This window comes from Halococcus salifodinae DSM 8989 (genome assembly GCF_000336935.1).
GTDB lineage: Archaea > Halobacteriota > Halobacteria > Halobacteriales > Halococcaceae > Halococcus > Halococcus salifodinae.
Genome location: NZ_AOME01000054.1, coordinates 59,594 through 81,171, shown reverse-complemented (window position 1 = coordinate 81,171; position 21,578 = coordinate 59,594). Strand labels below are relative to the sequence as shown.

The following is a 21,578-nucleotide window of genomic DNA, read 5'->3' as shown; positions in this document are numbered from 1 at the left end:
CGGTTTTGGGGTCGGTCGTCGTGTGGGTCGTCCCATGCCGTGTGGTGGAGCGACAGGTTTATGAGTGTCATGCGCATCGGAGTCGATTGCAATGTCCCACCACAACGTGGACACGGAGGACACATCGTCGGAGACCCCGGCGGGTCGAGTTCTTCCAGGGCACACTAGAATCCACAACTGAAGTCGACACGGTTCGAATTTTCGACACGACGCTACGTGACGGCGAGCAGTCGCCACGCACCTCGTTCAGCTACGACGACAAGCGCGAGATCGCTGCAACGCTGGACGAGATGGGAACCCATGTAATCGAGGCTGGGTTCCCCGTGAACTCCGATGCGGAGTTCGAGGCCGTGAGCGACATCGCCGCGAGCACGAGTGTGACAACCTGCGGCCTGGCACGCGTCGTCGAGGGCGACGTCGACGCCGCGCTGGACGCCGGCGTGGAGATGGTCCACGTCTTCGCGTCGACCAGCGACGTCCAACTGGAGGACGCGATGCACGCCAGCCGCGAGGACATGAAAGAGCGCTCGGTCGAGGCGGTTGAGCGCGCGAAGGAAGCCGGCGTCGAGGTGATGTTCTCGCCGATGGACGCCACTCGTACTGATGGGGAGTACCTCGTCGACGTGGTCGAGGCGGTCTCGACGGCCGGCGCGGACTGGATCAACGTTCCCGACACCTGCGGGGTCGCGACCCCCAGCCGGTTCGGCGACCTGATCGAGACCGTCCGCGCGCACACCGACGCCCGGATAGACGTCCATACCCACGACGACTTCGGCCTGGCGAGCGCGAACGCGCTTGCAGGTTTCGAGGCCGGAGCCGAGCAGGCTCAAGTGAGTGTGAACGGCATCGGCGAGCGCGCCGGTAACGCCGCCTACGAGGAGGTCGTGATGAGCGCCGAGTCGCTGTACGACGTCGACACCGGGATCGACACGACCCGGATCACCGAACTCGCGCGAGTAGTCGAGCGAATGAGCGGGATCGAGACGCCCGCGAACAAGCCGATCGTCGGCGCGAACGCGTTCAGCCACGAGTCGGGGATCCACGCCGCGGGCGTGATCGAGAACTCCGACACCTTCGAGCCGGGCGTGATGACTCCCGAGATGGTCGGCGCGGAACGCGAGCTCGTCTTGGGGAAACACACCGGCCAGCATTCAGTCCGCGAGCGGCTCGTCGAGGCCGGATTCCAGCCGACCGACGACGAGGTGCGCGAGTGCACCCGCCGAGTGAAGGACTTCGGTGCCGAGAAGGAGCGGGTCACGATGGACGTGCTGACCCGGTTCGCGAGCGAGGTCGGCATCAGTCGATCGGAGCGGATCGTCCGGACGGAGGCCGACGACTGAATCATGCGCGCTTCGAACGCTCCATCCCATCACCGGCGGGTAGCGCCAGCCCGTGCGAGCGGAGACGGTAGTGCGATCGGCCCTCGCCAGAACCCCGGCCGGCGCAACGCTTGCAGCGCACGCAAGGGTTATTACCGTCGGAATGGAGGATGTGGATACGATGTTCCGATCGACTGTCGCACGAGGGCCGCAGCCTCGGAGCGGCGCGGTCGGCGTGCGTGTGTCGATTATTGTAGGGGCGTAGCCCCCTACACCACCTTCTCCCCCGACCCTGCTGCACCGACCACACAGCGACCAGCACGCGCGACACTCGACACGCGATCCATGCACGACCGACAGCGACCACGACAACAACGACCGACCCGACCACGCCAGACGTATCGCCCACGACGGATGCACGGCTCACCGCCCACACCGCGAACGGGGGGTGTTCCGTGAGCGAACAGCAACCGACTCACCGCCCCGACGCGGACGAGCCGGCCACCGAAGCCGCGACGGCCGAGGAGGTGGCTGCCGAAGGGACGCCCACGGAAGAAGCGTCCTCCGAGGACGCAGGTGCTCGGCCCGTGACGACCGGCTCGGAGTCGGTCGTGCGCGCGCTCGAAACCGCCGGCGTCGAGCATCTCTTCGGGGTTCAGGGCGGCGCGATCATGCCGGTGTACGACGCGCTGTACGACTCGGCGATGGACCACGTCACGATGGCCCATGAGCAGGGTGCAGCCCACGCCGCCGACGCCTACGGCATCGTCTCGGGCGATCCCGGCGTCTGTCTCGCGACCTCGGGACCGGGGGCGACGAACCTCGTGACCGGGCTCGCGGACGCCTCGCTCGACTCGGACCCGATGATCGCGCTCACGGGTCAGGTTCCGACTGCGATGGTTGGCTCGGACGCCTTCCAGGAGGCCGACACCACCGGGATCACGAGTCCCGTGACGAAGGAGAACTACTTCGCGAGCGACGCCGACACCGTGGGCGACGCGGTGGGTGAGGCGTTCGCGCTCGCTGACGAGGGCCGCCAGGGGCCGACGCTCGTCGACCTCCCGAAAGACGTGACGAACGGCGCGACCGACCGTGAGCCAGACGAGGGGAAAACGCCGGAAACCTACGATCCGCCCGAACGCGCCGACGAGGAGGCGGTCGAAACGGCCGCAGACGCGATCGCCAGCGCCGAGCGGCCCGTGATCCTCGCTGGCGGCGGCGTGATCAAGGCCGAGGCGTGCGACGACCTCCGGCAATTCGCCACCGAGTACGGCGTGCCCGTGGTGACGACGATGCCAGCAGTCGGCGCGTTCCCCGAAGACCGCGACCTCGCGATGGAGATGGCCGGAATGCACGGCACGGGCTACGCGAACATGGCGATCACCCACTGCGACGCGATGTTCGCGGTCGGCACCCGCTTCGACGATCGACTGACCGGTGGTGTCGAGACGTTCGCCCCGGAGGCCGAGATCGTCCACGCCGACATCGATCCCGCGGAGATCAGCAAGAACGTCCACGCCGACTACCCGCTGCTCGGCGACGCCGGCACGGTGATCGAGCAGGTCCACGCCGCGCTCGCCGAGGAGCGAGACACGGACATGGCCGCGACCGGCGAGCGCTGGCAGGAGTGGCGCGAGCAGTGCCTGATGTGGAAGGACGAGTACCCGATGGACTACGCTGCGCCGGCGGATGCACCACTAAAGCCACAGTTCGTGGTCGAGGCCGTGGACGCGGCGACGGCCGACGACACGATCGTGACGACGGGTGTCGGCCAGCACCAGATGTGGGCGGTCCAGTACTGGACGTACACCGAGCCCCGGACGTGGGTCTCCTCGCACGGTCTCGGGACGATGGGCTACGGGCTGCCCTCCGCTATCGGCGCGCGCTTCGCAGCCGACGACGACCAGTCGGTGGTCTGTTTCGACGGCGACGGCTCCTTTTTGATGACGCTTCAGGAGCTCGCGGTCGCCGTCAGGGAGAACCTCGACATCACGGTGTTCGTCCTGAACAACGAGGCGGTCGGGATGGTGCGGCAGTGGCAGGACGGGTTCTTCGAGGGCCGGCGGATGGCCTCGGAGTACCCGTGGGTGCCCGACTTCGAGACGCTCGCCGAGGCGTTCGGCGCGCGCGGGTACACCATCGACGACGAGGGCGAGGTCGAGGACGTCGTGAGCGAGGCGCTCGCGCACGACGGACCGTCGGTCGTCGACGCTCATATCGATCCGACCGAGAACGTCTACCCGATGGTGCCGAGCGGTGGCGCGAACGGCGAGTTCGTCCTCGCGGAGGATCAGCTATGACGGAAGGACTCCAGGGACCGGCTCCCGACGAGCGACCACAGCCGTCGGGCCGGCGCAACGCCCAGGGCATCCGGATCGATCCGGCGGTCGCGGCCGAGCCCGCGTCGCGACGCACGGTCATCTCGGCGCTGGTCGAGAACGAGCCGGGCGTGCTGGCGACGATCTCCGGGCTCGTCTCGCGCCGGCAGTTCAACATCGAGTCCCTGACCGTGGGCACGACCACGAACCCCGAGACCTCCCGGGTCACGCTGGTGATCGAGGAGCCAGAACCCGGCGTCCGCCAGGTCGAAAAACAGCTCGACAAGGTGATCAACGTGATCTCGGTGCGCGAGCTGGGCGACGACGCCGTGCGCCGGGAGCTCGTGGTCCTGAAAGTCCACGGCGAGGAGCCCGACAAGGTCCATGCCGTCACCGAGATGTACGACGGAACCACCCTCGACGCCGGCCCACGGACCGTTACTGTCCAGATCACCGGTGACGAACAGAAAATCGACGACGCGATCGACGCCTTCCGGCAGTTCGGGATTCGCGAGCTCGCTCGGACGGGACAGACCGCGCTCGCGCGCGGCGAGGAGTGGACGACTCACGCCGAAGAGGAGCGGTACGAACGAACCCAATCATGACAGAACACGCGACGATCTACTACGACGACGACGCCGACAGCACCGCCATCGACGGGAAGACAGTAGCCGTGATGGGCTACGGCTCCCAGGGCCACGCCCACGCGCAAAATCTCGCCGAGAGCGGGGTCGAGGTGGTTGTGGGGCTCCGCGAGGACTCGAATTCTCGCGACGCCGTCCGTGCCGACGGGCTCGACGTAGAAACTCCCGTCGAGGCCGCCGCGCGCGCGGACATCGTCTCGATGCTCGTCCCCGACACCGTCCAGCCGTCGGTCTACGACGACATCACCGAGGAACTCGACGCCGGCGACACCCTCCAGTTCGCCCACGGGTTCAACATCCACTTCGGGCAGATCGAACCGCCCGAGGACGTGGACGTGACGATGATCGCCCCGAAGAGCCCGGGCCACCTCGTCCGGCGCAACTACGAGAACGATCAGGGGACGCCAGGTCTGCTCGCGGTTTATCAGGATGCGACCGGCGAGGCAAAGGACGAAGCGCTCGCGTACGCCCAGGCCATCGGCTGCACCCGCGCGGGGGTCGTCGAGACAACGTTCCGCGAGGAGACCGAGACCGACCTGTTCGGCGAGCAAGCAGTGCTCTGTGGCGGCGTGACGAGCCTGATCAAGCAGGCCTACGAGACGCTCGTCGATGCTGGATACAGCCCCGAGATGGCGTACTTCGAGTGTCTCAACGAGATGAAGCTCATCGTCGATCTGATGTACGAAGGTGGGCTGGGCGAGATGTGGGATTCGGTCTCTGATACGGCCGAGTACGGCGGTCTCACCAAGGGCGACGTCGTGGTCGACGAGCACGCCCGCGCGAACATGGAGAACGTTCTCGAAGACGTCCAGAACGGTGCGTTCGCCCGCGAGTGGATCGCCGAAAACCAGGCCAACCGACCCGCCTACCGCCAGCTCCGGCAGGCCGAGAAGAACCACGAGATCGAGGACGTGGGCGAGCGCCTGCGCGACCTGTTCGCGTGGGCCGAGGACACCGAATCGAGCGAGGAAGAAGCCGACGCAGAGCGAGTCCAAGCAGATGACTGAGAACGCGACACGACCGATGACGAACGAAACGACACGGCAGACGACGGACGCGACGAACCGAACGATGAACGACGTGAGCCACACTAACCCGCAGACCGGCCGGCCGTTCGGCGAGCGCGTGGTCTTTGCACGCGGCCCGACGGTGGCGGCGGACGGCGGTGAGAGAAACGGTGATTCTCGAACGACGGCAGACGGGACGTCTGCCGGAAGTAAGCCGGACGCGGAGCGGGCCGCGGACGACGCGGCCGAAGACGCCGACGACGAGACGGATGATCGCATGGAGGACGTCGATCACGAGCCGCCGAGCGAGACCGAGGCGAACCCGGTCTTCGAGCGCGGCCGCGAGGGTCGCGACGACGATCGATGAGCGATCGCACCCTCTACGACAAGGTCTGGGATCGCCACGCGGTCACGGAACTCCCAACCGGCCAGACCCAGCTGTTCGTGGGGCTCCACCTCATCCACGAGGTGACGAGCCCCCAGGCGTTCGGGATGCTGCGCGAGCGCGATCTGGAAGTCGCCTATCCGGAGCACACCCACGCGACGGTCGACCACATCGTCCCGACGGCCGACCAGTCTCGGCCCTACGGCGACGACGCTGCCGAAGAGATGATGAGCGAGCTGGAGGAAAACGTCCGCGAGGCCGGGATCGACTTCTCAGATCCCACCACGGGCGACCAGGGCATCGTCCACGTCGTCGGCCCGGAGCAGGGGCTGACCCAACCGGGGATGACGGTGGTCTGTGGCGATTCCCACACCGCGACTCACGGCGCGTTCGGCGCGCTCGCGTTCGGTATCGGGACCTCCCAGATCAGGGACGTGCTCGCCACGGGCTCGATCGCAATGGAGAAACAGCAGGTCCGCAAGATCGAGATCACCGGCGAACTCGGTGCGGGTGTCGAGGCCAAGGACGTGATCCTCGCGATCATCCGTAAGCTGGGTACTGACGGCGGCGTCGGCTACGTCTACGAGTACGCTGGCGACGCGATCGAATCACTCGGGATGGAGGGGCGTATGTCGATCTGCAATATGTCGATCGAGGGTGGCGCGCGAGCGGGGTACGTCAACCCCGACGCGACGACATACGACTGGCTTAGTGAGACCGACGCCTTCGCCGACGACCCCGAGAAATTCGAGCGGCTGAAGCCCTACTGGGAGTCGATCCGCTCAGAGAGCGATGCCGAGTACGACGACGTCGTGACGATCGACGGCGGCGCGCTCGAACCGATGGTGACGTGGGGAACGACGCCCGGCCAGGGAATCGGAATTTCGGAACCGATCCCCGCGCCCGAGGACCTCCCCGAGAGCGAGCGCGACACCGCACGACGCGCCCAAGAGCACATGCGCGTCGAGCCAGGCGACCGGATGGACGGGTACGAGGTCGACGTGGCCTTCCTCGGATCGTGTACCAACGCCCGCCTGACCGATCTGCGCCGCGCGGCGCGGATCGTAACCGGTCGCGAGGTCCACCCCGACGTGCGTGCGATGGTGGTCCCCGGGAGCCAGCGCGTCCAAGCGACTGCCGAAGAAGAAGGGCTACAGGACGTGTTCACCGAGGCGGGCTTCGAGTGGCGCAACGCGGGCTGCTCGATGTGTCTCGGCATGAACGAGGATCAACTGGAGGGCGACGAGGCGTGTGCCTCGTCGTCGAACCGGAACTTCGTGGGTCGCCAGGGATCGAAGGACGGCCGCACAGTCCTGATGAACCCGCGGATGGTGGCCGCAGCAGCCCTGAAAGGGACGGTCACGGATGTTTGTGAGATCGAGGAACGGGAGGTGCCTACCGCATGAGCGCTGGCGATGCCGACGGTGGTGTTGCGGACGCCGACGCTGACGGCGGGGACGGCCCCGTCGAAACCGTCGAGCACGTCTCGGGAACGGGCGTCCCGATCCGGGGCAACGACATCGACACCGACCAGATCATCCCGGCGCGGTTCATGAAGGTCGTGACGTTCGACGGGCTGGGCCAGTTCGCGTTCTTCGATCAGCGCTTCGACGACGATGACGAACCGAAGGACCACCCGATGAACGAGGAGCGCTTTCAGGAGGCGTCGGTGATGGCGGTCAACGCCAACTTCGGCTGTGGCTCCTCGCGCGAGCACGCCCCACAGGCGCTCCAGCGTTGGGGGATCGACGCGCTGGTCGGCGAGTCGTTCGCCGAGATCTTCGCGGGCAACTGCCTCGCGCTCGGCATTCCGACCGTGACCACCGACGCGGAGGCGGTCGCCGATCTTCAAGAATTCATCGAGAACAACCCCGACACGGCGATCGACGTCGACGTGGCCGCCGAGACGGTGCGCTACGGCGATCGCGAGATCGACGTCGCGGTCGACGACGCCCAGCGCACGGCGCTCGTCGATGGCGAGTGGGACACGACCGCACTCATGCGATCGAACGCGGGTGTCGTGGACGAGACTGCACAGGCGCTCCCCTACGTCGATGACTGATCGGATCGCGGTGATCCCCGGCGATGGGATCGGCAAGGAGGTCGTCCCGGTCGCGGTGAAAGTGCTCGATGCGGTCGGCGACTTCGTGTTCGAGTACGCCGAAGCGGGTGACGAGACACGCGCCCAGACCGGCAGTGCGCTTCCCGAGGAGACTCGAGAGCTGGCCGCGGCGGCCGATGCGACGCTGTTCGGCGCAGCGGGCGAGACTGCCGCCGACGTGATCCTCCCGCTCCGTGAAGCGGTCGGGTCGTTCGCGAACGTCCGCCCCGCGCGTGCCTACCCGGGTGTCGACGCGCTCCACCCCGAGACCGACCTCGTGTTCGTTCGGGAGAACACCGAGGGCGTCTACGCGGGCATCGAGAGCGAGATCACCGAGAGCGTTCGGACGCTCACGCGCGTGACGACGGACGCGGCCTCGCAACGAATTGCGGAGTTCGGCTTCGACTACGCTGCCGAGAACGGGTACGACGTGACCATCGCACACAAGGCGAACGTCATGCGCCGTACCGATGGCCTGTTTCTCGACGGCGTCGCGGCGGTCGCCGACGAACGCGGGGCCGACTACGAGACGGCTCTGATGGACGCCCTCGCGATGCATCTCGTGATGGATCCCTCCGATTACGGGGTCGTGATCTGTCCGAACCTCGCGGGCGACGTGCTTTCCGATCTCGCGGCCGGGCTGGTCGGCGGGCTGGGACTGCTTCCGAGCGCGAACGTCGGCCCCGACCGCGCGCTGTTCGAACCCGTTCACGGTACTGCGCCCGACATCGCGGGCGAGGGAGTCGCCAACCCCGTCGCGACGGTGTTGAGCGCCGCAATGTGCTGTGAGTATCTCGGCTACGACGCTGCGGGCGAGCGCGTGCGCGGGGCCGTGCTGGAGGTGCTCGCGGACGGACCCCGGACGCCGGATCTCGGTGGCGACGCGACGACCGAGGACGTCGAACGGTCGATCGTCGACCGGCTCTGAGCACGGCCGCCGCAGTTAAGCGCCTCGCGTGCGTTGGGCCGTTTGCCATGCCTGATGTCCATCTCGACGAGGACACCGCCGACCGACTCGATCGGCTTCGAGTCGACGAGGAGTCCTACGACGAGATCGTGACCGAACTCATCAACATCTACGAGACCGAGGAGCGAACGCTGTTTCGCGGTGGCAGTCCCTAATTTCCCGCGCTCGCGCGGATGTCGTCCCACTTGCCTCGGTCTTCGAGGCGTTGCTGGAGTTCGTCGGCGTAGCGTTGGGTCAGTCGCTCGGCGTCGTCGATCCGCTTCTGATCGGTGCCGCCGTCGCCGCCCATCCCGAGCGCGTTCTTGATCGAGCCGAAGACCCCACCATCGTCATTTCCGCCCGATCCCTCGCCGCTCATTGCACCCATTCCGCCCATGCCACCGCCGACGTTGTCGAGCTCGGGCATGATGTGTGGGAGATTGTCAGTGTTCGCGACGAGACGATCTTCGCCCCCTGCCGACCCTTCGACCTCGAACTCGACGGCGGTCATGATGAGTCCCCACTGCTGGCGGGAGAACTGGGAGTTCTCGACGGTCGAGGCGAACTCCTGGTCGACAGCCATCCGATCGCCAGCGATCCTGTCGCTCCACTCGCGGTCGCTCATGAGCGGGGTTGTACGGGGGTGCGTATCAGGCTTCCGTGCGTAGCGGCGCGGTTGCGGAGCGGCTGCGGTAGCGGCGCGGTTGCGGTGCCTGGCGGATGAAGGGCGAGGTCACAAGCGCAGCGAGTGACCGAGGGCTTCGGCGGTGCGGCGGCGGTACGGTGCAGTAGCGGGCCTCGGTGGATCGAGGGCGAACGAGCGACGGGAGAGAGGGTTCGCGCGGTGCTGTGTGGTGGCAGAAAGTACCAGTAATTCTTCCGCGAGTGAACGGAGTGAACGAGCGGGTGTTTTTAGTCCAGGTTTTTGCAAGCCGAGCGGGACGGCGGAGCCGTCCCGCTGGCCGTGCGAACGGGCGCGAAGCGCCCGTGAGCAGACGGGGGTCGCCGCAGGCGACCCCTCGCAGTAAAAAAGTGGGTGTCTTAGAGTACCTGCTCGATGCTATCGTAGTTCTCGATCGTGACGCCCTCCTCGGTGACTTCCGAGAGGGTGATCCCGTTGCCGCTGGCGGTGTCACGCTCGACTGCACTTTTGACGGCGCGGGCGGCGACCGTCTCGGCCTCGTCCATGCTCAGGCCGTCGTCGTACTCTTGTTCGAGCACCCCGAGTGCGAACGGCGATCCAGAGCCACTCACGGCGTAGTCCTCCTCCATCACGCTGCCACCGATGTCGATCCGGTAGATGTGACTGCCCTCGTCGTCGACGCCGCCGAGCACCGGCTGGACGATGAAGAAGGCCCCGCTGCGGAGGAAGTTGCCCGTGAGTGTCGAGAGCGCCTGCATGCTCATCTCCTCGCCGCGGCGCGCCTCGTAGAGATCGACCTCCGCCTTCAGGTTGCTGATGAGTGCTTGGGCCGCGCTGACCGCGCCCGAGATCGTGAGCGCCCCGCGAGGGTGGATCTCCGCGATCTTCTCGGCCTGCTTGCTCGCGACCATGTTGCCGGCGCTCGCGCGGCGGTCGGTGGCGAGCACGACACCCTCGCTGGTCGTGAGGCCAACGGTGGTCGTGCCCGTCTTCGTCATCTCTCCTTTGTCCATCTCTGGCTCGGGGAGCGTGCCGAGCTCCGGGCCGTAGACGTCCTCCGATGGCTGCAAATCGGGCTGAGAGAGGTTCTGGCCGTCGGGAAGCTGAGGCATACGCCTCGTTCGGCCCGGATGCTGATAAAGCCAGTCTTTCACACTCGGATTGCCGATTCGAGTCGAAGAATCGAGTGGTGCTACCCGTCGATCGCGCGCTCGTGGGCCTCGCCGAGCCGTTCGACGAGGGTATCGACCGGGAGAGACATTCCAGCTCGCTCGGTGAGCAGCGCGAGCGGGAAGGTGACGATGCCGAGCGCGAGGGCGGCCTGGTAGGCGGCGAACAGGGTCGTGCGGCGCAGCCGTTCGATCATGGCGTCATCCGAGGGGCCGACAGAGACCTATATAACTATTTCGAGTCGCTGGACCGCTCGTATCGAGAGTACACCGCCGCTGTCGTGCGATTCAACTATTTTTGATCGTATCGCAAGTTCACTTGACCTCGATGGTGTACGATCCGAATCGCCGGGGTAGATCACTGCTGTCGTCGCGATAACTTATGGAACGCATCGCGTTCACGTGCGCGCCGGGACGATCACGTCGAATCGGATCGTCATGGCCGGCGACGGAACCGCAAGGCACGTCACGCCCCGGGGCAGATGGGAGGTATGAGCGATTATCTCGTGGCGCTGGAGGCGGCGTGGTTGGTCCGAGACGTCGATGACGTCGACGACGCGATCGGGGTCGCGGTCAGCGAGGCCGGCAAGCGACTCAACGAGCGCGACAAATCCTACGTCGAGGTCGATGTCGGTGCGACCGGCTGTCCGGCCTGCGGCGAGCCGTTCGATTCGGCGTTCGTCGCAGCCGGTACCGCGATCGTCGGTCTCGTCCTCGAAATCGAGATCTTCAACGCCGACGGCCGCGAGCACGCCCAGCGGATCGCGAAAAGCGAGGTCGGCGGCGCGCTCCGGGACGTCCCGCTCGACATCGTCGAGACCATCGAACACGATCCGGAAGACGAGTAGCGCGCTGTGCGGCGGCGGTGCGGACCTTGGTGGATCGAGGGCGAACGACCGAAGGGAGTGAGGGCTCGGGCGGTGCTGTGCGGTGGCGGCAAGCGCCAGCAGACCTACCGTGAACGAGCGCCGCAGGCGCGAGTGAACGGGTGTTTTTAGTCCACCGGAAGACTNCGGTGGCGGCAAGCGCCAGCAGACCTACCGTGAACGAGCGCCGCAGGCGCGAGTGAACGGGTGTTTTTAGTCCACCGGAAGACTCGCTTCGCTCACGGCTCGTTCCTTGCCGTTCGCATCGAGGTGCTCACTACGCTCGCACCTCGCGCCGCTCGTCTTCCGAGCCTCCGTTCGCCTTCGTCTTCGCGCGGCTCCACCGCGCGAACGGTCCGCGGGACCTCCGGTCCCGCGCTACTCACGGAGACAGGTTTTTGGAGGGGTTCGAGGGAGCGCGCGACCGAGGATCCCGTGTAAAAAAGTGGGTCTTCAGGACAAGTGAGCAGCCACATCGGCTTCGGTGATGATCCCAGCCATTCGCCCGCTCTCGACCACGATAACCGCACCGTGGTGATCGAGGTGGGTGTCGACCGCATCGAGCGTCGCGTCGGGGGCCACGGTCGTGATCGACTCGCGCATCACGTCAGCCACGGGGAGTTCGGCGGCATCGTCGGTCCCGGCACGGCGGATGTCACTGTTCGAAATGATCCCGACGGGATACTCGTCGTGGACCACCGGCAGCTGGGAGTAGCCCGCCTCACCCATCCGTTCGATGGCCTCCCGAACGCTGTCGTCGGGAGCGACGTGAACGACCGACTCGCCCATCAGGTCGCTCGCACGGCGAATCTCGCCTTCGGCGGCGTCGAGCGCGGTCACGATCCGCCGGAGCGTCGAGAGTCGGGGATCGACGTCCCCGCTCTCGATCCGCGCGATCAGCGGCTGGGAGACCCCTGCCCGCTCGGCGAGCGCACTCTGGGTGATATCGACCTCGTGACGACGTTCACGGAGGTCGTCGGGCGTCGGCAGGTCCATGTTCGGAGATAACCACGGGTAATCAAAAGCTTTCCGGGGTCCTCTTTTGACTTTGCTACGAGACGGCGACAGCGAGGCGCTACGCGCCTCGGGCCGTTCGTGCGGCGCAGCCGCGCGAAGAAGCTGCCGCGGCATCTCGGAAGAACGGCATTCTTTCGGACCACATCGGATGTCTTCACGCGACTTCCGCAGCTCCTTCGCGATGGAGTTGCGACGCTTCCCGCGACCGCAACCGCACAGCACCGCCCGAGCCCTCAGCCGTTCACTCACTCCGTTCGTTCACGGTCTCGCCCTCGATCCACCGAGGCCCGCTTCCCCACCGCACCGCTACCGTACCGCCGAAGCCCTCGCCGCGCGCTCCCTTCGGTCGCTACTCACTCGGCCTACGGCCTCGTTCGTGCGCCTCGCCCTTCATCCGCTGTCAGAGAAACCTCCGACAAGCCTCGTGCTCGTTTCACTCACACGAGACGCCAGGAGAGCAAAACTCTCCTGAGCTTCGACTCGCTGCGTTCTCGTGAGCCGAAGGTGAACGAGGATTCGGAGTCGTTCGAAAGGCGCTTCGCGCCTTTCGTGATGACGAGGGAGCTTCGCTCCCTCGAACCACGCGCGAAGCGTGCTCCGGTACTCGTCGAGACACCGGGCCCGCCACCGCAGCCGCACCGCAACCGCACCGGCCGGCGGCCGGCAGCGACGCGCCTTTGACGCCACCCGTCGAACGTGCGTCCATGCGTCGGGCGCTCGCCGTTGGGTTGTGTTGCGTTCTCGTTCTCGTGATCGGGGCAACGCCGGCGAGTGCGCACGGCCAGCACCTCTCGGCGGACGCACAGTACGCCGACAACGGCACGGTCGTGATCGAATCGCTGTTCACCGCGACCGGCGGCTTCCTGGTGCTCCACGCCGACGACGGCGGTGAGCCTGGCGAGCCGATCGGCCACTCCCCGACCGAATACGGCTACGAGACCGGGCTCACGGTGAACGTCAGCGACGAGACGTGGCAGGCGTGGAACGGGTCCCGAACCGTATGGGCGGTGCTCCATCTCGACGACGGTGACGGCGAGTTCGACCCGGCCGACGACGAGCCGGTACCGGCCTTCGGCGGCAGCGCGAAACAGTCCTTCGCCGTCGACAAGCGCGCGGCCGGCCCGGCGAGCGTCGTCGCCTCGGGGTTCGGCAGCCAGCCAACGAGCGGCTCGGTGACGATCGAACGGGTCGCGCTCGGTCACGAGGGTTGGGTCGTCGTGCGCACCGATCGAGACGGCGAGCCGGGCGCGGTCGTCGGCCGCACCGCGCTCGCTGCTGGCGTCCACGAGAACGTCTCCGTCACTCTCGATCAGTCGTCCTACCGCAATCAGGACTCGCGCTTCGGGCTGTGGGCCACCGTCGCGGAGCGCGGATCACCCGTGATGATCGATGGCGCGCCCGTCGCCAGCGACTTCACCGTCCGCAAGGCCGCCAACACCACCGGAGCTGACGCGACGACAACGGCTACAGCGACGAGCACCCGCTCCACAGCCGGGACGAGCGAGGCGTCGGCAACTGAAGGATCGGGATTCGGTTTCGTGGTCGGCATACTCGCGATCGCCGGGACTGCGGCGCTCGCGCTGGTCCGCAGACGACGGCGGTGAGTCGGTGCACTGGGGGGCGTTCGACGCCCGTACCAGAACCGGCTTTTGGCTGTGGCCCGTAGTTCGGGCGATGCCGTCCAGCCCCGATCGTAGCCTCTCGCGGCGCGAGTTCGGCAAGGCCGCCGTCGCGCTCGGCGGGGCGAGCGCGCTCACGGCGTGTCTCGGCCGCTTTCGGAACGAGCCCGACGAACCCGTCCCGAGCGGCGTCGCCAGTCTCGAACAGCTCCCGACGCGTCAGCACGCGTGGCGCGACCGCATCCGGCTCGACGACCATGGAAATTCGCTCCTCCCGCGCCACCAGATCCTGCTCTACCTGAATCTGGATGCGGATGGTCCGCCCGGTGCGGACGCCCGCAACACCGTCTCGGCGGCGCTTTCGACGCTGGACGAGGCCTACAAGCGGACCCACGAGGGACTGATCCACTCGATCGCGTACTCGCCGGCGTACTTCGATCGGTTCGAGTCGTCACTGCCCGACGACCTCGATCTCCCGCCACCGCGCCGACTCTCGGCGTTCGAACAGCCCGATCTCGACGATCAGGACGCCCTGCTCCACCTCGCGAGCGATCGGGCGGACGTCGTGCTCGAAGCCGACGAGGCGCTCACCGGCGACCGCGAGACCGCGAACGGCGTCACCGTCGACACCCGCCTCACCGACGTCTTCTCGGTCGGCGCGCGCCGGACGGGGTTCATCGGTGCAGGGATGCCCGCCGAGCGCCAGGGAAAGCTCGAAGGCATTCCCGACTCCGGACCAGTGCCCGAAAAATCGCCGCTGTTCATGGGGTTTCAGGCGGGCTTCCGGAAGAACCAGGCGAGCGAGGACTACGTCACCCTGAGCGAGGGCCCCTTCGCGGGCGGCACCACCAAACACGTTGCAAATCTCCGCCAGCGCCTCGACGACTGGTACGGCGAGCAGGACTTCGACGAGCGCGTGATGGAGATGTTTTCGCCGGCCCACGCCGAAGAGGGTCTCGTCGAGGGCGTCGGGAGTAGTTTGGGAGCCGACAACGGACTCACCCCCGCGATGATCGACACCATCGACGAGGCCGCCCGCGAGTTCGGTCGCGTCGGTCACGCCCAGAAGAACGCGCGTGCGAACCGCGATCCCGACGGCAACGTCCGGCTGCTGCGCCGGCACTTCGAGTCGACCGACGACGACATCGCCAGCCTCCATTTCCCGACGCTCCAGCGAGGGATCGGGGCGTTCGAGGAAGTACGGAAAGCCATGAACGGTGCGGACCTCACAGAAGCGACGCCAGCGGTCCGCCAGCGGGTCAACAACGGCATTCTGGAGTATATCTTCGTCGAACACCGCGGGAACTTCCTCGTGCCGCCGATGGCGCTCCGCGCGCTGCCCACTCCGACTGGCGAGTGAAGCGTCTGTCGAGTTCGGCGTGACATGGCAATCGATCGAGTTTAACGTATTTAAGCGACAGGAATTAGATAATACAGTTGATCGGGGAGAAATTTAACCGTCGTAAACGCTCTCGGGTATTCACTTTCACTCTACCGTACGAACGTATTTATTCACAGGGAGCCATGTCAGTAGCATGGCTGATGAATCAAGCTCAAACTCGGAATCAAGCGGCAACTCAGACAGTAACGGAAAGGGCGGCGAGGATTCCACTCAAGAGGCACTTAGTGCTCAAAAAAACGTGGATGGACAATACGAGGCGGTGGGACGGCGGAACGCCGGATCGAAGAACCAGAGTGAGGAAATTGAAGGCTCCAAAACCAAGGCGGACGTGGAGAAGAGCCAGAGCAAACGCCCACAAAGACGCGAAAATCCCCCTTCTGCCGATAGTGAGGCTATCCCGACCAGCGTTTCTGGCGATTCTGGAAGTTCGTCAGACCACAGCTCGGGAAGCAACGAGTCAGGCGACAGTTCCGGCAATTCGAACGAATCGTAGATTGTAGTTGATGCCCAGTCTAGCGAGTACAGCAATCTTCTATGCAGTTCTGATTGCTCCAGGGTTCGTTGCCGTAGCGACGATCATCAACTTAGCTTCTATCGAACGCGAACATTCACGTTTCACACTTCTCATTTGGAGTTTGGTGCTTAGCGTCGTCATTGATGCAATTGCAGTCTACATCTATCAGTTGTTCAATGTTTCAATTCAGTCTTACAACGAGCTACCCGGATTGCTCTTCGAACCCGGTATTCGGGTTGAGTATATATTCTACGTGCTATTGCTATCTCTATTCATAGGAATGCTCGGTACAGTATTTGTGCTTCTTGAGGTTCCTGAACGGGTTCGACGGCGTCTGCAAAGCAGACTCAATATCACAGTAAATCCACGGCAGCCGTGGGCAAATTTTGTTCGTGATACGCACTCGGTCAGGGTAAAGACCTCTGACGACCAGTTATACGAGGGACTCGTCCAGGAATGGAGTAGGGCAGATCGGCCGAAAGAGCTCAGGATTTTCGACCCGCAGTGGTACGACCCAGACAAAGAAGACTACGTACAAGTTGGTGGTGAGAGCATGCTCTTTCTTGAAGATGACATTGACAGGTTGGTTATGCGTGAATCAGACTCGCAACCATCGTGTAGTGTCCGCCAAAGATTTCGTCGGCGCTATCTGCCCGACGATCAACCAGGTGAGATGAAACTTGCTCAGGATGACGCCACCCGAATCTGTCAGCGTGTTGNAAGATTTCGTCGGCGCTATCTGCCCGACGATCAACCAGGTGAGATGAAACTTGCTCAGGATGACGCCACCCGAATCTGTCAGCGTGTTGGTGACCACGGCATGGATACTGGGTTGGTTGCTGAGCAATTCGGGATCACTCGGCGGCGAGTCCAGCAACTCGCCAAAGCGTACCGTGAGAGCGGTGAGATCCCACAGTTGGAAACACCCGGACGCAGACCCTACGCAGAGTATCCTGACGACCTCGAAGAACGGGTACTCGACCTACGCCAGCGCCTCCGCGCTGGCGCAGTCGTCATCGCCCATGTACTCCGCGTCAGAGACGGCCTCTCGATCGCCAATAACCGCGTCCACGAGATTCTTCAGGAGCACGACCACGTGAGTGAGAATCCAACCAAGCAGGGCCGCAAGCGGCCGTGGGTTCGTTTCGAACGCGAGAATGCGGCGGTGACGGTCCATCTGGACTGGTACCACAACGACCGCGGACAGCAGGTGCTGGCGGTCGAAGACGACGCCTCGCGGCGCGTCTTCGACATGATCGAGACTGACGGTAGTTCGGCGAGCCAGGCCGTCGAACTCCTCGAAAGCGTTGACGAGGAGTTCGACAGTCCGATCCCGATCTTGGAGGTCATCACCGATCACGGATCGGAATTCGTCAACCCCCGCCAGGATGATCGGCCATGGCTCGATCACGAGTTCGAACGCTTTCTCCACGACAATGACATCGAACACACGCTCTGCAAGGTCGGGCGACCACAGTCGAACGGGAAGATCGAACGGTTCTTCCAGACCTACGAGAAGCACCGCCAGCGGTTCGGAACTCTGGATGAGTTCCTCACCTTCTACAACGAGGAGCGCCCGCACATGAGCCTCGACTGGGACACGCTGGAGACGCCAGCCGAGGCATTCGAGCGGTTGGTGCCATCGCCAGCGGAGGGCGGTGGCGACTTGCTCGCAACCGAGGTGACCGTCGATGGATGACCGACGAAANGCCATCGCCAGCGGAGGGCGGTGGCGACTTGCTCGCAACCGAGGTGACCGTCGATGGATGACCGACGAAATCTTTACCGGACAGCACAGACTCGCAACCATCGCTATTAGGTGGTATGTGGAACTGGATAACGGGTTTGAAAACCCTCCCAAGGAGAAGTCTGAACCGAGTACGCGGCAATGACGACGAAGGTGAAAGGGATGGTGAAGATGGTAGTGAGGGCGAAAATAGGGCTAAGACCAAGGACGAAGCAGGCTGAATACATTTCCCTGCGGGTTATGTAGGATACACACTCTGGGTTCAGAACATCACTTCTGACGACAGTTTGGTGAGTTAGCGGCGACCGTGCGAAATAGATTCTCTCTATCTATCCGCCATTTCCGTCAGAACGCTGTTTTCACTATCAATTCAGGACGCGATACACTCACAACCTGAAGATTGAAACGCCACTCAGTCGAGTGCGAGATCGCGAACGGCGACGCCGGACCCTTCCTCGACGTGGCCGATCACCTGACCGTCGGTCGCCGCCGCGAGCGCGTCGGCGTCGTCTGGATCGAGCGCCGCGACGAATCCCATTCCCATGTTGAACGTCCGGTACAGCTCCTCGTCGGTGACGTTGCCCGCGTCCGCCACGAACGAGAAAACATCTGGAACGGGAAGCGGATCGGTGATCTCGTAGTGGAACGCCCCCATCCGCGAGAGGTTCGTCCAGCCGCCGCCAGTGACGTGGGCGGCGGCGTGGGCCGCGTGGTCGTGAAGCGGGTCGAGCAGATCGGCGTAGATTTTGGTCGGCTCCAGCAACACCTCGCCCACCGTTCGATCGGGATCGGGCGGGAACGGGTCGTCGTACTCGCCCGTGCGGGTGGCGGCCTCGCGCGCGAGCGTCAGCCCGTTCGAGTGGATCCCCGAGGACGGAAAGCCGACGAGCGCGTCACCGACCGCTGCTCCGTCGAAGAGATCCCTCTCTTCCGCGAGGCCAGCGCACGTCCCCGCGATGTCGAGACCTCGAACGACCTCGGGCATCACCGCGGTCTCGCCGCCGACGAGGGCGATGTCCGCCTGCTCGGCCCCGGCCGCGAGCCCCTCGCCGATTGCCGCGGCGGTCGCGTCGTCGGGCTCGTCGACCGCGAGGTAATCGACGAACGCCACCGGCTCGACCCCGGCAGCCACGAGGTCGTTCGCGTTCATCGCGATACAGTCGATCCCGACCGTGGAGTAATCGTCCATCGCGTCGGCGACGAGGAGCTTGGTGCCGACGCCGTCGGTCGCCAAGGCGAGATACTGGTCGCCGAGATCGACGAGGCCGGCGTAGTCGCCTTCGGCGTCGCCGTCGTCTCCCACCGCCCCGACGAGCGCCGCGGTCGCGGCCTCGCTCGCCGCGATGTCGACGCCCGTTTCGGCGTAGGTGAGTTCCTCGTCGTCGGCGTCCGTGGGCGACTCGTCGGATTCGTCGGTCATGGCGGAAGCGGCGCGGAGCGCGGACAAAAGCCCACCGATGGCCACTCTGTGGTCGGTTTCCGTTCCGGGTGATCGTCCGTCGTGGTCGTCCGAGCGACGGCGGTGGGTATGAGATTTGGCCTACAGCCCGAGCGAGCCGAGACCGAACCGGAAGAGGACGAACACCGCCGAGCCCGCACTCACGACGAACGCGATCACGAAGACGACGACGCTCCACGAGAGCACCTTTCGGCCGTCGAGCGGACCGAACGGGAGCATGTTGAACCCTGCCAGGAGAAGATTGATCCCGACGCCGAACGCGCCGATGTCGCCGAGAAATCCGCCCGAAAGGAGCGCGAGCGGTGCGAACGCGGCCGCGAGCACGAGGTTCGTCACTGGGCCGGCGAGCGCGATCAGGCCGTTCTGTCGTTCGGTGATCCGCCCGCGGTGATAGACCGCGCCGGGAGCGGCGAACAGAAAGCCCGCGAACGCGCTCGCGACCGCGATGAACAACATCCCGTAGTCGGCGCGGAAGTGGGCGATCTGGCCGAAGCGCTGGGCGACGATCTTGTGGGCGAGCTCGTGGAGCAGAAAGCCGATCCCCGCCGTGAGCATGCTGAGCGCGAACGCGTCGACGATCACCGGTGAGACGAGCGTCCGCGGGCGTCCGGTGGCGAGCCCGACTCTGATGATCCGCCCGGCCTGCGGATCGAAGAAGAGCGCGAACGCGAACCCGAGCGCGATCCACGCGATCGCGAGGTCGATCAGCTCTCGTCGGGCGAACCTCACGCGGAACCCCTCCGGCTCATACTGTCGGACAGAAACACGCGAATATCGAACGGCCGAAGACGCCGGACAGCAACTGGATATTCCAGCGTCGTTTTCGAGACCGTTCTGTCCGACAGTATCACGTCACTGTCTCCCAGATGAGATCGGCGCTGTTTCGCGCGCCCTCGAGCATCAATTGGGTGATGTCGACGCTGGCGGAGAAGTAGGGGAGCACGACCGAGAGGAAGAGGAAACTCGCGACGATGCTTCCGACGTTGGTCAGCGCGACCACCGCGATCAGTCGGAAGAGGGCGACCTCCTGGAGCCGATCGAGGAGTTCGGGGATCGGGGCCTCCTCGTCGCCGAGGATCTCGTTCAACCTCCCGATGTCGCCGATGTTCACGTCCAGATAGCGGAGTTCGACGTAGCCTGCGAACCAGCCCGGTGCGAGCAGCGGGTTCACGCTGGTGAGCCACGCGACCAGCCCTCCGACGCTCGCGCTGGTCCAGTGTGCGCCCGCGACGCGGGCGAGTGCGGCCGCAAAGACGCCGTTGATGAGGAACCACGCGCCGAACAGTTGGAGGAGGAACTCGTTGCGCGCGCCAGCCATCGCGAGCAGGACGAAGAAGGCGAGAAAGCCGAGCGTGAACAGGTAGCCGACGATCTTGTAGGGAGAGAACCGCCGGCCTGACTCCCGGCCGACGAGCTCCGATCGAGGCGGCAGGAGCTCCGGATCGTCGAGATAGCGCTCGATGCCGTTTTGGTGGCCCGCGCCGACCACCGCGACCACCCGATGGCCCGCCTCGCGGAGTTCCACGAGCCGGTGGGCGATGAACGCGTCGCGCTCGTCGATCAGCGCCTCCGCGCCGCCCGGCGAAAAGGCTCGAAACTCCTCCAACATCGCGCCGACGACGTCAGCGTCGGTCAGGTCCTCCATCGCCAGCTCCTCCCGTTCGTCCTCCGCGGGAGCGGTCAGCGCGAGGACGGCGACGAAGAGCAGTGCGACGCCGAGACCGACCAAACTCCCGACCAGGAGGAAATCGACCGCCGAGACGACGAGCCCGGGCAGCGCGAGCCCGGATGGAATGACGAGCGGGCCGAACAGCGCCTCCAGCGGAAAGCCGACGATCGCCCCCACCGAAAGGCCGAGTCCGAGCGCGACCGCCGACGGCGGGGCGAACGCCAGCGGGAGGCTCGACAGCATCCGGAGTTTCTCGATCCCGGTCATCCGGGTCCAGAAGCGCTGTACGGTGATCTGGATGTCGCGATCGACGAGCGCGATCCCGAGGCCGAGGTCTTCGGCGGTCTCGATCGCCGCGAGCATGTCCGCTCCGGGTTTGATGTCGAACTCGTCGCCGAGTCTGGTCTGCACATAGGAGAGCAGCCAGTATGCGAGGAACTGGAAGACGGTGTTTCCACGGAGGAGGTCGCCCGCGTCGAGATCATCGGGCTCTTCGCCTTTCATCTGGCGGTAGCGCCCCTCGTCGAGTTCGACCGCCACGATATCGGGCCGCTCGTCGGCGATGGTGCGCTCGACCTCGTCGACGCTGTCGGCCGAGACGTGGGCAGTGCCGACGACCCGGACGCTGCCCGGCCCGGCTCCAGCGGCGGGGCCGGACCCGGAATCAGCGTCCGCGGTCGTCGCTGGATCGCTCATTGACGAACCCACGAACCCCGGTTTCTTACCCCTGTCGGGATCGATGTTCGCCGTCGG

At 65.3% G+C, this 21,578-nt stretch carries 21 protein-coding genes and 1 pseudogene; 15 read left to right on the top strand and 7 right to left on the bottom strand.

Going from position 1 to position 21,578, the window contains the following annotated elements; translation table 11 throughout:
* Window positions 1–86 precede the first annotated feature (86 nt).
* From C450_RS10105 to C450_RS22410, 9 genes are all read left to right on the top strand, one after another.
* Entirely contained in the window at window positions 87–1,340 is a 1,254-nt protein-coding gene (locus C450_RS10105) for a LeuA family protein (protein WP_005043211.1), read from the top strand.
* Window positions 1,341–1,774: 434 nt separating this feature from the next.
* Window positions 1,775–3,619, top strand: a complete 1,845-nt coding sequence (gene ilvB / locus C450_RS10100) for a biosynthetic-type acetolactate synthase large subunit (RefSeq protein WP_005043210.1) — start codon at window positions 1,775–1,777, stop codon at window positions 3,617–3,619.
* The gene (ilvN, locus tag C450_RS10095; protein WP_005043209.1) at window positions 3,616–4,242 is read left to right on the top strand and encodes an acetolactate synthase small subunit; all 627 of its coding nucleotides are present in this window, start codon (window positions 3,616–3,618) and stop codon (window positions 4,240–4,242) included. Before ilvB ends, ilvN begins: the two co-directional genes overlap by 4 nt.
* The gene (ilvC, locus tag C450_RS10090) at window positions 4,239–5,288 is read left to right on the top strand and encodes a ketol-acid reductoisomerase (RefSeq protein ID WP_005043207.1); all 1,050 of its coding nucleotides are present in this window, start codon (window positions 4,239–4,241) and stop codon (window positions 5,286–5,288) included. The genes ilvN and ilvC overlap by 4 nt, the downstream gene beginning before the upstream one ends.
* Window positions 5,281–5,655 carry a hypothetical protein gene (locus tag C450_RS10085; RefSeq protein WP_005043206.1) on the top strand — a complete coding sequence of 125 codons (375 nt, stop codon included), beginning with the start codon at window positions 5,281–5,283 and terminating at the stop codon, window positions 5,653–5,655. The genes ilvC and C450_RS10085 overlap by 8 nt, the downstream gene beginning before the upstream one ends.
* Entirely contained in the window at window positions 5,652–7,079 is a 1,428-nt protein-coding gene (gene leuC / locus C450_RS10080; RefSeq protein WP_005043204.1) for a 3-isopropylmalate dehydratase large subunit, read from the top strand. Before C450_RS10085 ends, leuC begins: the two co-directional genes overlap by 4 nt.
* Window positions 7,076–7,735 (top strand): 3-isopropylmalate dehydratase small subunit, encoded by a 660-nt coding sequence (gene leuD, locus C450_RS10075; protein ID WP_005043203.1) that lies wholly within the window; start codon window positions 7,076–7,078, stop codon window positions 7,733–7,735. Before leuC ends, leuD begins: the two co-directional genes overlap by 4 nt.
* A complete protein-coding gene (locus C450_RS10070; RefSeq protein ID WP_005043202.1) occupies window positions 7,728–8,702 on the top strand; it encodes an isocitrate/isopropylmalate dehydrogenase family protein in 975 nt (324 codons plus the stop codon). Before leuD ends, C450_RS10070 begins: the two co-directional genes overlap by 8 nt.
* 47 nt (window positions 8,703–8,749) lie before the next feature.
* Window positions 8,750–8,896, top strand: a complete 147-nt coding sequence (locus C450_RS22410; protein ID WP_005043200.1) for a DUF7557 family protein — start codon at window positions 8,750–8,752, stop codon at window positions 8,894–8,896.
* On the opposite strand, the gene C450_RS10065 is transcribed toward C450_RS22410, so the two are convergent.
* The 3 genes from C450_RS10065 to C450_RS22405 form a co-directional block, all read right to left on the bottom strand.
* Window positions 8,893–9,345: a DUF5799 family protein gene (locus C450_RS10065; RefSeq protein ID WP_005043199.1), complete on the bottom strand. Its 453-nt coding sequence runs from the start codon at window positions 9,343–9,345 to the stop codon at window positions 8,893–8,895. The two genes, C450_RS22410 and C450_RS10065, sit on opposite strands and share 4 nt — an antisense overlap.
* 416 nt (window positions 9,346–9,761) lie before the next feature.
* Window positions 9,762–10,475 carry an archaeal proteasome endopeptidase complex subunit beta gene (gene psmB / locus C450_RS10060; protein ID WP_005043198.1) on the bottom strand — a complete coding sequence of 238 codons (714 nt, stop codon included), beginning with the start codon at window positions 10,473–10,475 and terminating at the stop codon, window positions 9,762–9,764.
* A gap of 80 nt (window positions 10,476–10,555) precedes the next feature.
* A complete protein-coding gene (locus tag C450_RS22405) occupies window positions 10,556–10,729 on the bottom strand; it encodes a hypothetical protein (protein ID WP_005043197.1) in 174 nt (57 codons plus the stop codon).
* Between the two features lie 294 nt (window positions 10,730–11,023).
* Here C450_RS22405 and C450_RS10055 point away from each other — a divergent pair, with 294 nt between their 5' ends.
* Window positions 11,024–11,380, top strand: coding sequence for a DUF555 domain-containing protein (locus tag C450_RS10055; RefSeq protein WP_005043196.1), 357 nt, complete (start codon window positions 11,024–11,026; stop codon window positions 11,378–11,380).
* Between the two features lie 471 nt (window positions 11,381–11,851).
* Here C450_RS10055 and C450_RS10050 read toward each other — a convergent pair whose 3' ends face one another.
* Window positions 11,852–12,394 carry a CBS domain-containing protein gene (locus tag C450_RS10050; protein WP_005043195.1) on the bottom strand — a complete coding sequence of 181 codons (543 nt, stop codon included), beginning with the start codon at window positions 12,392–12,394 and terminating at the stop codon, window positions 11,852–11,854.
* A gap of 725 nt (window positions 12,395–13,119) precedes the next feature.
* Between C450_RS10050 and C450_RS10045 the strand changes: the two genes are divergently transcribed.
* The 5 genes and pseudogenes from C450_RS10045 to C450_RS22925 all read left to right on the top strand — a co-directional run bounded on the left by C450_RS10045 (window position 13,120) and on the right by C450_RS22925 (window position 17,649).
* On the top strand, window positions 13,120–14,019 hold the full coding sequence (locus tag C450_RS10045; protein WP_005043194.1) for a DUF7282 domain-containing protein: 900 nt from the start codon (window positions 13,120–13,122) through the stop codon (window positions 14,017–14,019).
* Window positions 14,020–14,089: 70 nt separating this feature from the next.
* The gene (locus C450_RS10040; protein ID WP_005043193.1) at window positions 14,090–15,394 is read left to right on the top strand and encodes a DUF7405 family protein; all 1,305 of its coding nucleotides are present in this window, start codon (window positions 14,090–14,092) and stop codon (window positions 15,392–15,394) included.
* Window positions 15,395–15,569: 175 nt separating this feature from the next.
* On the top strand, window positions 15,570–15,929 hold the full coding sequence (locus C450_RS21615; RefSeq protein WP_152424474.1) for a hypothetical protein: 360 nt from the start codon (window positions 15,570–15,572) through the stop codon (window positions 15,927–15,929).
* 10 nt (window positions 15,930–15,939) lie between these two features.
* A pseudogene (locus tag C450_RS23490) lies at window positions 15,940–16,530 on the top strand (DUF6338 family protein); the annotation flags it as partial.
* A 183-nt stretch (window positions 16,531–16,713) separates the two neighbouring features.
* Window positions 16,714–17,649: an integrase core domain-containing protein gene (locus C450_RS22925; protein WP_241430334.1), complete on the top strand. Its 936-nt coding sequence runs from the start codon at window positions 16,714–16,716 to the stop codon at window positions 17,647–17,649.
* Between the two features lie 460 nt (window positions 17,650–18,109).
* Here C450_RS22925 and purM read toward each other — a convergent pair whose 3' ends face one another.
* The 3 genes from purM to C450_RS10015 all read right to left on the bottom strand — a co-directional run bounded on the left by purM (window position 18,110) and on the right by C450_RS10015 (window position 21,521).
* Window positions 18,110–19,117: a phosphoribosylformylglycinamidine cyclo-ligase gene (gene purM, locus C450_RS10025; protein ID WP_005043189.1), complete on the bottom strand. Its 1,008-nt coding sequence runs from the start codon at window positions 19,115–19,117 to the stop codon at window positions 18,110–18,112.
* Between the two features lie 120 nt (window positions 19,118–19,237).
* A complete protein-coding gene (locus C450_RS10020; protein ID WP_005043188.1) occupies window positions 19,238–19,885 on the bottom strand; it encodes a hypothetical protein in 648 nt (215 codons plus the stop codon).
* 118 nt (window positions 19,886–20,003) lie between these two features.
* Window positions 20,004–21,521 (bottom strand): TraB/GumN family protein, encoded by a 1,518-nt coding sequence (locus tag C450_RS10015; protein ID WP_005043187.1) that lies wholly within the window; start codon window positions 21,519–21,521, stop codon window positions 20,004–20,006.
* Between the last annotated feature and the right edge of the window lie 57 nt (window positions 21,522–21,578).

Bases quoted from the DNA above. Each gene is read 5' to 3' on its own strand.
- ilvN (WP_005043209.1), top strand. From the start codon at position 3,616: ATGACGGAAGGACTCCAGGGACCGGCTCCCGACGAGCGACCACAGCCG.
- ilvC (WP_005043207.1), top strand. From the start codon at position 4,239: ATGACAGAACACGCGACGATCTACTACGACGACGACGCCGACAGCACC.
- C450_RS10085 (WP_005043206.1), top strand. From the start codon at position 5,281: ATGACTGAGAACGCGACACGACCGATGACGAACGAAACGACACGGCAG.
- leuC (WP_005043204.1), top strand. From the start codon at position 5,652: ATGAGCGATCGCACCCTCTACGACAAGGTCTGGGATCGCCACGCGGTC.
- leuD (WP_005043203.1), top strand. From the start codon at position 7,076: ATGAGCGCTGGCGATGCCGACGGTGGTGTTGCGGACGCCGACGCTGAC.
- C450_RS10070 (WP_005043202.1), top strand. From the start codon at position 7,728: ATGACTGATCGGATCGCGGTGATCCCCGGCGATGGGATCGGCAAGGAG.
- C450_RS22410 (WP_005043200.1), top strand. From the start codon at position 8,750: ATGCCTGATGTCCATCTCGACGAGGACACCGCCGACCGACTCGATCGG.
- C450_RS10065 (WP_005043199.1), bottom strand. From the start codon at position 9,345: ATGAGCGACCGCGAGTGGAGCGACAGGATCGCTGGCGATCGGATGGCT.
- psmB (WP_005043198.1), bottom strand. From the start codon at position 10,475: ATGCCTCAGCTTCCCGACGGCCAGAACCTCTCTCAGCCCGATTTGCAG.
- C450_RS22405 (WP_005043197.1), bottom strand. From the start codon at position 10,729: ATGATCGAACGGCTGCGCCGCACGACCCTGTTCGCCGCCTACCAGGCC.
- C450_RS10055 (WP_005043196.1), top strand. From the start codon at position 11,024: ATGAGCGATTATCTCGTGGCGCTGGAGGCGGCGTGGTTGGTCCGAGAC.
- C450_RS10050 (WP_005043195.1), bottom strand. From the start codon at position 12,394: ATGGACCTGCCGACGCCCGACGACCTCCGTGAACGTCGTCACGAGGTC.
- C450_RS10045 (WP_005043194.1), top strand. From the start codon at position 13,120: ATGCGTCGGGCGCTCGCCGTTGGGTTGTGTTGCGTTCTCGTTCTCGTG.
- C450_RS10040 (WP_005043193.1), top strand. From the start codon at position 14,090: ATGCCGTCCAGCCCCGATCGTAGCCTCTCGCGGCGCGAGTTCGGCAAG.
- C450_RS21615 (WP_152424474.1), top strand. From the start codon at position 15,570: ATGGCTGATGAATCAAGCTCAAACTCGGAATCAAGCGGCAACTCAGAC.
- C450_RS22925 (WP_241430334.1), top strand. From the start codon at position 16,714: ATGAAACTTGCTCAGGATGACGCCACCCGAATCTGTCAGCGTGTTGGT.
- purM (WP_005043189.1), bottom strand. From the start codon at position 19,117: ATGACCGACGAATCCGACGAGTCGCCCACGGACGCCGACGACGAGGAA.
- C450_RS10015 (WP_005043187.1), bottom strand. From the start codon at position 21,521: ATGAGCGATCCAGCGACGACCGCGGACGCTGATTCCGGGTCCGGCCCC.